This window comes from Cupriavidus sp. CPT47-8839-RL05A (assembly GCF_058792255.1).
On record NZ_JBYTEG010000001.1, the window covers coordinates 453,512 to 467,281 of the forward strand.

11 protein-coding genes are annotated in these 13,770 nt (G+C 66.9%); 5 read left to right on the forward strand and 6 right to left on the reverse strand.

The genetic code is table 11. From position 1 onward, the window contains the following. The first annotated feature begins 86 nt into the window (after window positions 1-86). Complete coding sequence (locus AC3WVS_RS02015) at window positions 87-1,835, forward strand: class I adenylate-forming enzyme family protein (protein ID WP_492317157.1); 1,749 nt, start codon at window positions 87-89, stop codon at window positions 1,833-1,835. Between the two features lie 47 nt (window positions 1,836-1,882). Then, a complete protein-coding gene (locus AC3WVS_RS02020) occupies window positions 1,883-2,725 on the forward strand; it encodes an acid phosphatase (RefSeq protein ID WP_492317158.1) in 843 nt (280 codons plus the stop codon). A gap of 33 nt (window positions 2,726-2,758) precedes the next feature. Here AC3WVS_RS02020 and AC3WVS_RS02025 read toward each other — a convergent pair whose 3' ends face one another. The 3 genes from AC3WVS_RS02025 to AC3WVS_RS02035 all read right to left on the reverse strand — a co-directional run bounded on the left by AC3WVS_RS02025 (window position 2,759) and on the right by AC3WVS_RS02035 (window position 4,234). Then, window positions 2,759-3,241 carry a CreA family protein gene (locus AC3WVS_RS02025; protein WP_456806530.1) on the reverse strand — a complete coding sequence of 161 codons (483 nt, stop codon included), beginning with the start codon at window positions 3,239-3,241 and terminating at the stop codon, window positions 2,759-2,761. Window positions 3,242-3,256: 15 nt separating this feature from the next. Then, the gene (locus AC3WVS_RS02030; protein ID WP_013952870.1) at window positions 3,257-3,742 is read right to left on the reverse strand and encodes an acyl-CoA thioesterase; all 486 of its coding nucleotides are present in this window, start codon (window positions 3,740-3,742) and stop codon (window positions 3,257-3,259) included. Between the two features lie 210 nt (window positions 3,743-3,952). After that, complete coding sequence (locus AC3WVS_RS02035) at window positions 3,953-4,234, reverse strand: HU family DNA-binding protein (protein WP_010814166.1); 282 nt, start codon at window positions 4,232-4,234, stop codon at window positions 3,953-3,955. A 508-nt stretch (window positions 4,235-4,742) separates the two neighbouring features. Between AC3WVS_RS02035 and AC3WVS_RS02040 the strand changes: the two genes are divergently transcribed. Together AC3WVS_RS02040 and AC3WVS_RS02045 are read left to right on the forward strand one after the other, a co-directional pair. Next, the gene (locus tag AC3WVS_RS02040; protein WP_456806532.1) at window positions 4,743-5,945 is read left to right on the forward strand and encodes an ammonium transporter; all 1,203 of its coding nucleotides are present in this window, start codon (window positions 4,743-4,745) and stop codon (window positions 5,943-5,945) included. Window positions 5,946-6,158: 213 nt separating this feature from the next. Then, a complete protein-coding gene (locus AC3WVS_RS02045) occupies window positions 6,159-7,016 on the forward strand; it encodes a mechanosensitive ion channel family protein (protein WP_492317159.1) in 858 nt (285 codons plus the stop codon). A 19-nt stretch (window positions 7,017-7,035) separates the two neighbouring features. On the opposite strand, the gene AC3WVS_RS02050 is transcribed toward AC3WVS_RS02045, so the two are convergent. After that, a complete protein-coding gene (locus AC3WVS_RS02050) occupies window positions 7,036-8,241 on the reverse strand; it encodes a Bcr/CflA family multidrug efflux MFS transporter (protein WP_492317160.1) in 1,206 nt (401 codons plus the stop codon). 387 nt (window positions 8,242-8,628) lie between these two features. On the opposite strand from AC3WVS_RS02050, the gene AC3WVS_RS02055 reads away from it, so the two are divergent. Then, entirely contained in the window at window positions 8,629-9,216 is a 588-nt protein-coding gene (locus AC3WVS_RS02055; protein WP_454749468.1) for a hypothetical protein, read from the forward strand. Between the two features lie 106 nt (window positions 9,217-9,322). Here AC3WVS_RS02055 and mdoH read toward each other — a convergent pair whose 3' ends face one another. Next, window positions 9,323-11,935, reverse strand: coding sequence for a glucans biosynthesis glucosyltransferase MdoH (gene mdoH, locus AC3WVS_RS02060; RefSeq protein WP_492317161.1), 2,613 nt, complete (start codon window positions 11,933-11,935; stop codon window positions 9,323-9,325). Continuing rightward, a complete protein-coding gene (locus tag AC3WVS_RS02065; RefSeq protein ID WP_492317162.1) occupies window positions 11,908-13,506 on the reverse strand; it encodes a glucan biosynthesis protein G in 1,599 nt (532 codons plus the stop codon). The genes mdoH and AC3WVS_RS02065 overlap by 28 nt, the downstream gene beginning before the upstream one ends. Window positions 13,507-13,770: the final 264 nt, after the last annotated feature.

The following is a 13,770-nucleotide window of genomic DNA, read 5'->3' on the forward strand; positions in this document are numbered from 1 at the left end:
CCCCCCCCCCCCCCCCCCCCCCCCCCCCCCCCCCCGCCGCTTTCCTGCATTTCCCTCAACCTGCAGTGCAGTTCCGGGAGGCAGTCATGTCGAGCAATCCGCAGTTGGCCGGCACCTGGCCGGTCATGTCGCTGGCCGAGGCCCACGCCCGGCTTACCGCGCCCGGCGCGCCGTTCGAAACCGAAACGCGCGTGATCCGCGGCATCCCCACCACCGTCTGGAAGAACGCACCGCCCACGCTGCGCGAGCTGTTGCTGAACACGCGCGCGTTTGCCGACCGCACCTTCGTGGTCTATGAGGACGAGCGCGTCTCCTACGATGCCTTCCGTCGCGCCGCCATCGCCCTGGCCCATGCACTGGTGCGCGACGGCGTGCGCAAGGGCGACCGCGTGGCCGTAGCCATGCGCAACCTGCCTGAATGGCCGGTGGCGTTCTACGGCGCGCTGTTGGCCGGCGCCATCGTGACGCCGCTCAATGCCTGGTGGACCGGGGCCGAGCTGGAGTACGGCCTGGCCGATTCGGGCAGCCGCGTGGCGATCGTCGATGCCGAACGGCTCGACCGCATCCTGGAACACCTGCCGGGCTGCCCGGCACTGGAACGCGTCTATGCCTCACGTGCCGGCGGCACCGCGGCCGAGCCGTGCGTGGCCCCGCTGGAAAGCGTGATCGGCAGCCCGGCTGACTGGGCCGCGCTGCCAGACCAGGCGCCGCCGCAGGTCGATATCGATCCGGACGACGACGCCACCATCTTCTACACCTCGGGCACCACCGGCAAACCCAAGGGCGCGCTCGGCACGCACCGCAACTCCACCAACGTGGCGGTTGCCGGCAGCTTCAGCCCGATCCGCAACCTGTTGCGCCGGGGCGAGCCGATTCCCGCGCCGGACCCCGCCGCACCGCAAAAGGCCATGTTGCTGGCGGTGCCGTTCTTCCACGTCACCGGCTGCATGGCGGTGCTCAACGGCGCCATTGCCACCGGCGGCAAGATCGTGCTGATGCACCGCTGGGACGCGCTGCGCGGCATGGAGCTGATCGAGCGCGAGCGCTGCACCGCGGCCGGCGGCGTGCCCACCATCGCATGGCAGATCCTGGAGCATCCGGAGCGCGGCCGCTTCGACCTGTCCTCGCTGGAGAACGTCAACTACGGCGGCGCGCCGGCATCGCCCGAACTGGTGCGGCGCATCGGCGAGGTATTCCCGCTGGCCGCTCCCGGCATCGGCTGGGGCATGACGGAAACGTCGTCCACCTTCACCAGCCACAGCGCCGAGGAATACGTGATGCGCCCGGACAGCAGCGGCCCGGCGCTGCCGATCGGCGAGATGAAGGTGGTGGACGGACACGGCCGCACCTTGCCGCCCGGCGAGACCGGCGAGCTGATGGCGCGCGGCGCCAATGTCGTGCGCGGCTACTGGAACAAGCCCGAGGCCACGGCGCAGACCTTTGCCGACGGCTGGCTGCGCACCGGCGACATTGCGCGGCTGGATGAGGAAGGCTACGTCTATATCGTCGACCGGATGAAGGACATGCTGATCCGCGGCGGCGAGAACATCTACTGCATCGAAGTGGAAAGCACCCTGTACGAGCATCCCGCGGTGATGGATGCCGCGGTGGTCGGGCTCGCGCACAAGACGCTGGGCGAAGAACCGGCCGCGGTGATCAGCCTGAAGCCCGGCATGCAGGCGAGCGAGGCCGAGCTGCAGGATTTCGTGCGCACCCGGCTGGCCGCATTCAAGGTGCCGGTGCGTATCCTGATTTACCAGGAGATGCTGCCGCGCAATGCCAATGGCAAGATCCTGAAGTCGAACCTGCGCAAGCTGTTCGACGCTGCCACCTGAGCTGCGGCAGGACAGCCGACTCGACAAGAACAACAAGGAACAACAAATTGACGGAACAAGCAAAGCGTGACCACTCCCCGTCCGCCCCGGTGCGGGCAACTATCGCGGTGGCACTCGCCGCCCTGGTGGCTGGCTGCGCCGCCGGCGGCACCAACCTGTCCGCGGTGCCGGAACTGCGCCCGGGCGTGCCTGCCGGCTACCTGGCCGCCGATGTGCGCCCGGACAGCCTGAAGCTGCTGCCCGCGCCGCCGGCGCAAGGCTCGGCAGCGCTGGCGCTGGATGAGGACGCCGCGCGGCAGGCCGGGACGCTGCGCGGTTCACCGCGCTGGCAAGTGGCTGGCGAGGATGCCGTGTTGACGTTCCCGCAGGCCGCCAGCGCATTCTCCTGCGCGCTGGGCGTGCCGGTCAGCGAGAAAGAAACGCCGTACCTGAACATCCTGCTGCGCCGCAGCCTGGTCGATGCCGGCCTATCCACCTACAAGGCCAAGGACCACTACAAGCGCACACGCCCCTTCGTTGCCAACAAGACCCAGATGTGCACGCCGGCCGAGGCCGCCAAGCTGGAAAAGGACGGTTCGTACCCGTCCGGCCACAGCGCCATCGGCTGGGCCTGGGCGCTGATCCTGGCTGAGGTCGAGCCGGAACGCGCCAATGACATCCTGGCGCGCGGGCGCGCGTTCGGCCAGAGCCGCGTGGTCTGCAACGTGCACTGGCAAAGCGATGTCAACGAGGGCCGCATGATGGCCGCGGCAACGGTGGCGCGGCTGCATGCCGACCCGACCTTCCGCGCCGACCTGGACCGGGCCCGCCGCGAAGTGGCGGCGGCACGCGCCAGCGGCGCGCGCCCGTCGCGCGACTGCCAGGCGGAGAGCGCGGCGCTGGCCCCCTGATCCACCGGGTGCCGGGGCCGGCTGCTGCACGGGTTACTTCACCGGGATGACCGTGCCGGCCGGCACCGGCACGGCGGTGACGCTGTTCTGCGGGCTGCCGCTGACAATGCGGTCGGAGTATGTCAGGTACACCAGCGTATTGCGCTTGCGGTCGACCGCGCGCACGACGTGCAGGGCCTTGAACAGGATCGACATGCGTTCGGAGAAGACGTTGTCCTGTTGCCGGATCGGCCCCTTGAAGGCGATCGTGCCCACCTGCCGGCAGGCGATCGATGCCTCCGGCGGGTCTTCGGCCATGCCCAGCTGGCCCTTGATGCCGCCCGTGCGGGCGCGCGACACATAGCAGGTCACGCCGTCCACCTGGGGGTCGTCATAGGCTTCGATCACGACCTTGTCGGAGCCGGTCATGCGGAAATTGGTGCTGACGCTGCCGATCTCCTCGGCGTGGGCGCCCGAGGCGGCCGCCAGACAGGCGACGGCCAGGACCGTGCGGATGCGATTGCAGTTGCGCTTCATGGCGGGGGTCGGTATTCAGGTCACCGACGACTTGATGTCGTCGTGACGTTTTTCCATTTCCTGGCGCAGCGCGCGGCGCTGCTGGGCGGCGGCAAAGCGCTGGCGCTCCACCTCGTCGCGCGGCTCCAGCGGCGGCACCTCGGCCGGCGTGCCGTTGTCGTCCACGGCCACCATGGTGAAGTAGCAGCTGTTGGTATGGCGCACCAGCTTGCTGCGGATATTTTCCGTCACCACCTTGATGCCGATTTCCATCGAGCTGCGGCCGGTAAAGTTGACCGAGGCCAGGAAGGTCACCAGCTCGCCCACGTGGATCGGCTGGCGGAACACCACCTGGTCGACCGACAGCGTCACCACGTAGCGGCCGGCGTAGCGGCTGGCGCAGGCATAGGCAACCATGTCCAGGTACTTGAGGATGGTGCCGCCGTGGACGTTGCCGGAGAAGTTGGCCATGTCCGGCGTCATCAGCACGGTCATGGAAAGCTGGTGGGACTGGTCGTTCATGATGCGGGTACGGATTGCGGGGGCGGGATTTCGGGGGCGAACCTGCGATGGCGGCATTGCCTGAGGGCACGCCGGAACGCTGGCGCCGGCAGTTTAACCCGGATCGTGCCCGCCGTTGCCGGCGGCGGCCCGGTATCGGCAGGCGGGGCCGTGCCAGGCAACAAAAAAGCGGCCTGCAAGGCCGCTTTTCACGCTGTGGACGCAAACTGCTTACTTCTTCTTGTTCACCGCGTCCTTGAAACCTTGCCCGGCAGAGAACTTGACCGTCTTGGCGGCCGGGATCTTGATGGTTTCACCGGTGCGCGGATTGCGGCCGGTGCGGGCGGCGCGTTTGCCGGCGCTGAAGCTGCCAAAGCCCACCAGCGTCACCGAATCGCCCTTTGCCACTGCCTTCTTGATACTGTCCAGCGCTGCGTTGAGCGCGCGCTCGGCGGCGGCATTGCTCAGTTCTGCTTCCGCGGCGATGGCCGATACCAGTTCACCTTTATTCATGGCTGATTTCCCTTGTTGGTCGTCGTCACCGATGTGCGTGCCTCGCGGCAAAGCCATCGATCGGCGCAGTCTAATCTGCCCGTCGCGCGTAGAGCAATCCCCAGTGGCACCAATGCGACAAAAAAACCCGCAAATCCTTGATTGAGGCCGGTTAGCGGGCAATTTTCCACGCTTTTCCCGCTTGCCAGAAGCCGGCTTTGCCGGGCCGTCCCGCAGCGCGGCAACGCCAGACCGGCGCGCGCCTGGGGCAAACCAGCAGCATAGGACAAATTCCCACAAATGGGGCGTCGCACCATAACGGTTCAGCCAGCGCCGCCGTTGCGCGCCATTTCGGCGCATCCGCACTATCACGGCGATCCCAGCGGCAACGCTGCCAACAGCGCCGCCCCTGCCCGTGCGCGGCATTCCGGTGCGGTTTTACCCGACAAGGTGCACGTGGCACCAGGATGCGGCCATTGCTGGAATGCTTTTTGCATACCCACGCTCCCATTTTGAGCATGAGGTCACTATGGACAACTGGAAGACCGGCACCGACGCCCTGTTTATCCTGCTAGGCGCCATCATGGTGCTGGCCATGCACGCCGGCTTCGCCTTCCTGGAACTGGGCACGGTGCGCAAGAAGAACCAGGTCAACGCACTGGTAAAGATCCTGGTGGATTTTGCGGTTTCGACCATCGCCTATTTCTTTATCGGCTACACCATTGCCTACGGCGTGCAATTCATGTCCGGGGCCGAAACGCTGGCACAGAAAAACGGTTACGAACTGGTCAAGTTCTTTTTCCTGGCGACATTTGCCGCGGCCATTCCGGCGATTATCTCGGGCGGTATTGCCGAGCGTTCGCGCTTCAACCCGCAACTGGTCGCCACCTTCGTACTGGTAGGTTTTGTCTATCCGTTCTTCGAAGGCATCGCCTGGAACCAGCGCTATGGCGTGCAGGACTGGATCACGCGCGTGGCCGGCGCGCCATTCCATGACTTCGCCGGCTCGGTGGTGGTGCATGCGCTGGGCGGCTGGATCGCGCTGCCCGCGGTGCTGCTGCTGGGCGCGCGGCGCGGGCGCTACCAGAAGGACGGCCGCATCAGCGCCCATCCGCCCTCAAACATCCCGTTCCTGGCGCTGGGCGCCTGGGTGCTGGCGGTGGGCTGGTTCGGCTTCAACGTCATGAGCGCGCAGACGGTCGACAAGGTCAGCGGCCTGGTGGCGATCAACTCGCTGATGGCAATGGCCGGCGGCACGCTGGCGGCCTGGGCGGCCGGACGCAACGACCCGGGTTTTGCCTACAACGGGCCGCTGGCCGGGCTGGTGGCGGTGTGCGCTGGCTCGGACCTGATGCACCCGCTCGGCGCGCTGATCACCGGCGCGGTGGCCGGCGCGCTCTTTGTCTATATGTTCACGCTGGCGCAGAACAAATGGCATATCGATGACGTGCTCGGCGTGTGGCCGCTGCACGGGCTGTGCGGCGCCTGGGGCGGCATTGCCGCGGGCATCTTCGGGGCCAGGGCGCTGGGCGGGCTGGGCGGCGTGTCGCTGGGCGCGCAGGCGATCGGCACCGTGCTTGGCATCGTGGTGGCGCTGGCCGGCGGCACCCTGGTATATGGCGCGCTGAAGAAGTTGGTGGGCATCCGGCTGGATGCCGAAGGCGAATTCAACGGTGCGGACCTGACCTTGCACCGGATTTCGGCAACGCCGGAACGGGAAACCAACTGGTAATGGCTTTCGGGCCGTCCTGATTTAAATAGACAAGCTGCGCGAAGCGGCTTGTCTTAACAATAATTTGCTTGCACTTCCGGTACGGCGTCTCAATAATTGCCGTGCCCATGTATTGCGCCGCAACAGCGCGCAGGGCTAGCACATCGCTGCCGGCTGAATCGGGGGATGTTGTGCCGGCGGCCGGCCGGACACCAACATGAAAGGAATACGCCGATGGATGCCACTACCTTCGATAACCTCAAGGCCCTGGTCGTCACCTACGCGACGGAATTCGGGGTCAAGATCCTGGCGGCCCTTGCCTTCTGGGTCATCGGCCGCTGGCTGATCCACTTTGTCGTGCGCATGGTGCAGAACGCGCTCGGCAAGCAGAAGGTCGATCCCACGCTGCTGCGCTATGTCGGCTCGATCGTCACCGTGACGCTGAACGTGGTGCTGGTGATCGGCATCCTCGGCTTCTTCGGCATCCAGACTACGACCTTCGCCGCACTGATCGCCGCCGCTGGCGTGGCCATCGGCATGGCCTGGTCGGGGTTGATGGCGAACTTCGCTGCCGGTGCGTTCCTGGTGGTGCTGCGCCCGTTCAAGGTGGGAGACTTCGTGACGATCGGCGGCGTGACCGGCACGGTGCGCGAGATCGGCCTGTTCGCAACCTCGCTCGACACGCCGGACAATGTGCAGACCGTGGTCGGCAACAACAAGATCTTCAGCGATACCATCCAGAACTTCACCGCCAACCCGTACCGGCGCGTGGAACTGAAAGCGCAGCTTGCCGGCAGCACCGACACCGCCCATGCGGCAGCGCTGCTGAAGGGCCGCATCGCGGAAATCCCCAACGTGCTGGCCGAGCCCCCGGTCGACGTCGAGATCCTGGAGTTCACGCTGGTCGGCCCGGTGCTGGCGGTGCGTCCGTACTGCCACAACGACCACTACTGGCAAGTCTATTTCGATACCAACCGCATCATCCGCGAGAGCTTCGGCCAGGCTGGCTATGCCGCACCGATGCCGGCGCAGATGGTGGTGGTGCAACAGGCGGCTGTCGAGCAGCAGGCCGCCGTGCAACAGGCCGCCTGACGGCGGCTCGCAGCCAGTGTCAACGGCGGCCTGAGCGGCCGTAGTAGCGCATCAGCACCGCGCCCGCGCCGCAGGCCGCCATCACCACGCCCAGCGGCAGCGCGGTGCCGTCGCGCCACAGGCTGACGGCCGCGCCGCCCAGCGTCCCGAGTGAAAACTGCAGCGTACCCATCAGCGCCGAGGCCGTGCCGGCGCGATGGCCCTGATGGGCGAGCGCCAGTGCCGACGCATTCGGCGATACGCAGCCGAGCGCGCCGATAAAGACGAAAAAGCCCGCCAGCAGCACCGGCAGCACCGCCATGCCTGCAAGCGCGGCAACTGCCAGCGCCAGGCCAGCTGCACAGGCCGCCAGCAGCGCGCCCCCGAGCACCTGGTCGAGCGAGCAGCCGCGCACCAGCCTGGCGTTGAGCTGCGACATCGTAATCAGGCCCAGCGCATTGGCGCCGAAGACAAAGCCATAGTGCGACGGCGCAATGCCGTGCAGCTCGATCAGCACGAACGGCGAGCCGGAGATATACGCGAACATGCCCGCCGAGCCGAAACCCGCAGACAGCGAATAGCCGAGGAATTCGCGATCCCGCAGCAGCTCGGCATAGCTTTTCGCCACCGTGCCGAGCCGCAGCGGCGCCGCGTGGCGCCGGTCCAGCGATTCCTCCATGCGCAGGTGGACCAGCAGCAGGATCAGCATCCCTGCCACCGCCAGCACCCAGAAGATCGCACGCCAGCCCGACACCGAGAGAATGGCGCCGCCGACGATCGGGGCCAGGATCGGCGCAACCCCCATCACCAGCATCAGCGACGAGAACGCGCGCGCCGACTCATGCGCCTCGAGCCGGTCGCGGATCACCGCGCGTGCCATGACCATGCCGGCGCAGCCGCCCAGCGCCTGCAGGAAGCGCCACAGCATCAGCGACTCCACGCTGCCTGCCAGCGCGCAGCCCACCGCGGCGGCCACGTAGAGGCACAGGCCGACATAGAGCGGCGGCTTGCGCCCGAAGCGGTCGCTGAACGGCCCATAGAAAGCCTGCCCCAGCGCCAGCCCCACCAGGAATGTGCCGAGGGTCAGCTGCACCTGGCCGATGTCCACGCCGAGATCGCCGGCCAGCGACGGAAAACTCGGCAGGTACATGTCGATCGACAACGGCGCGATCGCCATCAGCGAACCGCAGATCAGCAGCCAGGCAGGAAAGCGCGCGGCCGAGGCAGCGCTGGTGGAACGGAGCATGGGAAGTATCCGGGGGAACGGCGTTGTCATGCACGGCCAGCCTGCTTGCGCCGCAGCCCGCGCCTGCAACCCGTGAAAAGCCGCAATTGTTGCACAGCATAACGAAAGCGGTACGGCACTGGCGTAGCGGGTTTTGAAACAGTCGTTCAGAAAAACTGCCCTGCCAAGGTCGGGTTCGATGATGCTGGCGAAGTTGGCGCGATTGGTGAATAGTGGTGTCAGGTCATTTGCGATCAGCGCGAATCCGGCGCTGCGGATGCTCTTGCGGGGTGGCGCGGCTTTCACCTGTGGCAGGGTGGAGGGTACAATGCCAGCCTGTCGGCGCAAGCCACACCGTCGGCCACGCAGAGACGGACGACAGTATCGGTCCCGGCAACGTTAGCCTGCATGAGAATACGACACACGCCGCTTTCCGCTTCGCTAGGCCCGGCCGCACTCGCGGCCGCGCTGCTGTTGCCGCTGCCCCAGCCCGGCAACGCCGCGCCGGTGCAGGCGCGCAATGTTGCCGCCTCGGCGCCGGCCCCTGCGATCGATGAGGCCGACCCGCTGTCACGCATGCTCAAGGGCGCTGCCACCGGCCAGAACACCGGCGCCGCCGGCGTGCCTGAATTGCTGCGCAACACCACGCGGCCTGACAACGTGCTGGCACGCGCCTGCCGCCAGCTCAACGACGCCCTGCCAATCGAAATTGACGGAGAAACGCGGCTGCGCCGCTGCCAGTCGATCCCCGGCAAGCATGTGCTGTTCCAGCTGGAGCTCACCAACTACCGCGGGCCGATGCTGGACCTGGCCAGCTTCGAGGTCAACTACGCTGCGCCCCTGCAGCGCAATATCTGCGCCAACCGCGACGTCGAGATCCTGACCAAGCTTGGCATCAGCCTGATGTTCCGCTACATGACGCGCAAGGACCGTGGCGAGCGCCGCATCGGCGATGTCTACATCAACGCGCCCATCTGCACGGCGGCGCTGCGCTAGCCAATACAAACAAGAATCGATTGCAATTGATGCGGCACGGCACGCCGCCCGCGCAAAAGAAAGACGGCACGCAAATGCGGGCCGTTCTCGTTTGGGTCAGTATCGCTCAGGCAGCGCGCGGACGCAGCGGCAGCACGTTGGCCGCGCGTCGCACCAGGATGCGCGTGTCCTTCCAGCCGGCATCGGCCAGCGGCGAGCCCCACACCAGTTCATGCAGGCGTGCCAGTGCAAACGGATTGCCCAGCAGCACATGCTTCTGCGCGGGGGTCAGCGCGCGCGGGCCATGCGTGAGCGCATGCTCGACCAGGGCCTCATGGCGCTTGCGTGCCGATTCCGGCTGCACCACGCGCGGCGTGGCGGTCGCGCACATCAGCGCATTGGTAACCGGATCCACCACGGCGTCGACAAAGTCAGGCGTTTCGGCCGCGGCTTCGACATGCTGCTGCGTCTCGACGATCTCGCGCGGTACCTGCGTCTCCTCGGGGATCATGAAGAGGCCCGCATTGCGCGAGGCGCGACCGAACGACACCCGCGACAGCATCACCGACAACGGGATCGACAGCGCCAGCGAGCCCACGATCGGCAGCAGCCACAGCACGTAGGACGGGTTCAGCCAGTACACCAGGCCACCCCATGCCAGGCCCAGGGCGGTGTGCCAGCCGTGGCGACGGAATGCTTCGCCCCAGCTGGTCTCGGCGTCTTCGCGCGGGGGCGACTTCCACGAGATGCCCCAGCCGCTGTACGCGGCGATCACGAACTTGGTGTGGAACAGCATGCGCGTGGGCGCCAGCAGCGCGGACAGCATCACCTCGATCAGCATGCTGGCAACCAGCTGCACCGCCCCGCCATAACGGCGCGCCTGCTTCAGCAGCAGCACCACGCTGGCCAGCTTGGGCAGGAACAGCAGCGTGGCCGTGGCGGAGAACAAGGCCAGCGCCTTTTCCGGATGCCATTCGGGCCAGGTCGGGAACAGCTGGTATTGCTGCGTGAAGTACTCCGGCGGCACCAGCGCGTGCTTGGCGAGCATGGCCGTGGACAGCAGCAGGAACAGCAGCCACAGCGGCGCCGACAGGTAGGCCATGATGCCGGTCAGGAACACCGCGCGGTGCACCACGTGGAAGCCCTGCTTGAGCCACAGCCTGAAGTTCATCAGGTTGCCCTGGCACCAGCGGCGGTCGCGCTTGACCTCGTCCAGCAGGTTCGGCGGCAGTTCTTCGTACGAGCCTTCCAGGTCGTAGGCAATCCACACGCCCCAGCCGGCACGGCGCATCAGCGCGGCCTCGACAAAGTCGTGCGACAGGATCTCGCCCGACAGCGGGCCGCGGCCGGGCAGCGGCGCCAGCGCGCAGTGCTCGATGAACGGATGCACGCGGATGATGGCGTTATGGCCCCAGTAGTGCGACTCACCCAGCTGCCAGTAGTGCAGGCCAGCCGTGAACAGCGGCCCGTACACGCGCGTTGCGAACTGCTGCACTCGCGCGTAGAGGGTCTCGCGGCCCACTGCCAGGGGTGCGGACTGGATGATGCCCGCCCCGGGGTTGGCTTCCATCAGCCGCACCAGCGTGGCCAGGCAGTCGCCGCTCATCACGCTGTCGGCATCGAGCACCACCATGTAGCGGTACTTGCTGCCCCAGCGGCGGCAGAAGTCGGCCACGTTGCCGGTCTTGCGCTTCACGCGGTGGCGGCGCCAGCGGTAGAAGATGCGGCCGAAGCCGCCGACGGCGCGGCACAGCTCCATCCATGCGTCATGCTCGGCGGTGCGCAGGTCCGGGTTGCCGCTGTCCGACAGCACGATGAAATCGAAGTTGGACAGGTGGCTGGTGCGCGCCAGCGATTCATAGGTGGCGCGCAACCCCGCGAACACGCGCGTCACGTCCTCATTGCAGATCGGCATGATGATCGCGGTGCGCGCCTCGGGCGCTATCGGCCCGTCGGGCGCGGCCGAGCGCGAGATCAGGTGGCGGTCGCCGCCCTTGGCCAGCACCAGGAAGCCCATCATTGCCGTCCAGAAGCCGGCCGACACCCATGAGAACAGGACGGCGAACAGCACCAGGATGGCGATCTCGAGCGGATCGGTGCCGTGGTACGGCAGCACGTTGCTCATGAAGTAGGTGGCCAGCACGGTCTGGATCACCACCAGGCCCAGCAGGAACCAGCGGCGGTGCGAGCCGGCCGGATGCCATTTGCCTTCGGCATCGGGACCGTCGTGCAGCGTGTCCCAGGTCTCGGGCACGGGCGGGCGGCCCAGCATGCGGCGCCAGGTATTGCGCAGCCAGCCGGTGACGATATGCGGCGGCCACTGGCGCGGCACCATCGAGCTGCGTTCGGGCTCGGGGCCGGTGTCGACCTTCACGGTGCCGTCTTCGCGCCGCTGCAGCAGCGGCGCGCCATCCACCTGGGGATTGCCGTATGCGATCGTAAAACGCCGGCCGACGGAGGCGTAGGCACTGCTGCCTTGCGCGGGCGGCGTGTCCTTGGCCGCCAGGCGCGACTGCAGGCGCGTGATCGCGTCCTGCGCATCGCGGCCGTCGGCGCTCACGGCGATCACGGGGGCAACCGATGCCACGGGCGTGACCGGTGCGACCGGTGTCGCTGCAGCGCCGTCCGCCAGCAGCTCGCTGCGTACTTCAGGCGATACCGGCAGGCGGTCGACATAGCGCTCGCATGCCGCCGCCTGGGCCGGTCGCTGCTTTAGCCTGGGGGTAAGATGTAGCTCCACGTCTCGGATAGGGTTGTATTGCCGTTGCGAAGATAGCCGCGCAACTCTACCGGCTTGGTTTCGTCCTTGCGGCGCATCACCATGGTCATGCGCCAGCCGCCGGTCGCCTCATTGCGCTGCACCGACGTTTTCAGCAGCTCACCGTTGGCATCGGCCGAAACCACCGGGTCGATGCGCACGTCCGCCGGCAGCTTGCGGAAGGCAGGGCCTTCGAAGTCCACCACCAGCGAAAAGCTCGTGTCTTCCTTGTTGCGGGTCTGGCCCTGCCCCAACCGGGTCTGGGTCACCCACGACAGCGGCGGCTGTTGTTCGCCGTCCTTCTGCCACAGCAGCCGGTACTCATAGTCGAAGGGTTGCTTCGGCTTGGGCGGGTTGTCCGGCACCCAGTACGCGACGATGTTGTCGTTGGTCTCGTCCGGCGTCGGGATCAGCACCAGCTCTACCCGGCCCGAACCCCAGTTGCCGCGCGGCTGCACCCAGCCACTGGGCCGGCGCTCATACCACGAGCCGATCTCCTGGTAGCTGTTGAAGGTGCGGTCGCGCTGCATCAGCCCGAAGCCCTGCGGATTGGTCGCCGCGAACGAGGTGACCAGCAAGCGCTTGGGATTGACCAGCGGGCGCCAGACCCATTCGCCGGTGCCCAGGTGGATCGACAGGCCGTCAGAGTCATGCACCTCGGGACGGAAATCCTGTGCGGGCGACGGCTGGTTCTCGCCGAACAGGAACATGCTGGTCAGCGGCGCCAGGCCCAGCTTGGTCACGTTCTCGCGCAAATAGAGGCGCGACTTGACCTCCATCGCGGTCTCGGCGCCGGGCTTGATGGTGAAACGGTACGCGCCGCTCATGCGGCGCGAATCCATCAGCGCGTAGATCGTGATCTCCTTGGCATTGGGGCCGGGACGCTCGATCCAGTATTCAACGAAGCGCGGGAACTCCTCGCCCGAATTGAGTGCGGTGTCCACCGCCAGGCCGCGTGCCGACAAGCCGTACCACTGGTCCTTGCCCAGCGCGCGGAAATAGCTCGCGCCCAGGAACGACGCCAGTTCATCCTTGCGCTTGCCCTGGTTCAGCGGATACAGGATGCGGAAGCCCGCGAAGCCCAGGCCCTTGAGCTTGCCGGCATCGACCTTGTGCGGGCCGTAGTTGAACGCGGACGGGTCGAAGCGGAATTCACGCACGCTGTTGCCCACCACTTCATGGATGCGCACGGGCTGGTCGAACACCATGCCCTCGTGGAAGAACGACAGCTCGAACGGCGCGCGCGTGCCGCGCCAGGCAAAGCGTTCCGGCTTGTATTCGATCTCGCGGTAGCGCTCGTACGACAGCTCGCGCAGCTCGCGCGGCAGGTTCTGCGGCGGCGCCTTGTAGGGCGAGGCTGCCAGCTGGCGCGCGCGCGCCGCCACCGTGTCGAAATCGAACGCATGGGCTGCCATGGCACACAGCGCCAGCGCGCCGCCACCAAGCCAGGCTGCGATCCGCACACCCGCCCGCGCCGCGCGGCGGCGGACTCCCGGCCCGGCGGCGGGCAAGGTATGGGTAATGGACAGGCGTGGCGTGGCGATCTGTGACATGTATGCCAGGGTAAGCGGTTGAATCGGGGTGACCGGCATCGGCGGTCGGAACGAAGGACGACACAGCAAGAGACGGGCCCGGCGCCGAGTGGCGAGGCCCGGACACGAGGCAGACGGCCCGCGGGGCACTGTGTCCGGTTTGTTGCGATGCGCAATAAACCATAACAATTCGAGACGTAAAAGTCACGTTTCGATCACGCAAGGTTTGAAACAAAATGTTGGCCAGGTTGCCCGAAAGCCGCTCCGGACAAGGCTTTGCGGGCG

Bases quoted from the DNA above. Each gene is read 5' to 3' on its own strand.
- AC3WVS_RS02015 (WP_492317157.1), top strand. From the start codon at position 87: ATGTCGAGCAATCCGCAGTTGGCCGGCACCTGGCCGGTCATGTCGCTG.
- AC3WVS_RS02025 (WP_456806530.1), bottom strand. From the start codon at position 3,241: ATGAAGCGCAACTGCAATCGCATCCGCACGGTCCTGGCCGTCGCCTGT.
- AC3WVS_RS02030 (WP_013952870.1), bottom strand. From the start codon at position 3,742: ATGAACGACCAGTCCCACCAGCTTTCCATGACCGTGCTGATGACGCCG.
- AC3WVS_RS02035 (WP_010814166.1), bottom strand. From the start codon at position 4,234: ATGAATAAAGGTGAACTGGTATCGGCCATCGCCGCGGAAGCAGAACTG.
- AC3WVS_RS02040 (WP_456806532.1), top strand. From the start codon at position 4,743: ATGGACAACTGGAAGACCGGCACCGACGCCCTGTTTATCCTGCTAGGC.
- AC3WVS_RS02045 (WP_492317159.1), top strand. From the start codon at position 6,159: ATGGATGCCACTACCTTCGATAACCTCAAGGCCCTGGTCGTCACCTAC.
- AC3WVS_RS02050 (WP_492317160.1), bottom strand. From the start codon at position 8,241: ATGCTCCGTTCCACCAGCGCTGCCTCGGCCGCGCGCTTTCCTGCCTGG.
- AC3WVS_RS02055 (WP_454749468.1), top strand. From the start codon at position 8,629: ATGAGAATACGACACACGCCGCTTTCCGCTTCGCTAGGCCCGGCCGCA.
- AC3WVS_RS02065 (WP_492317162.1), bottom strand. From the start codon at position 13,506: ATGTCACAGATCGCCACGCCACGCCTGTCCATTACCCATACCTTGCCC.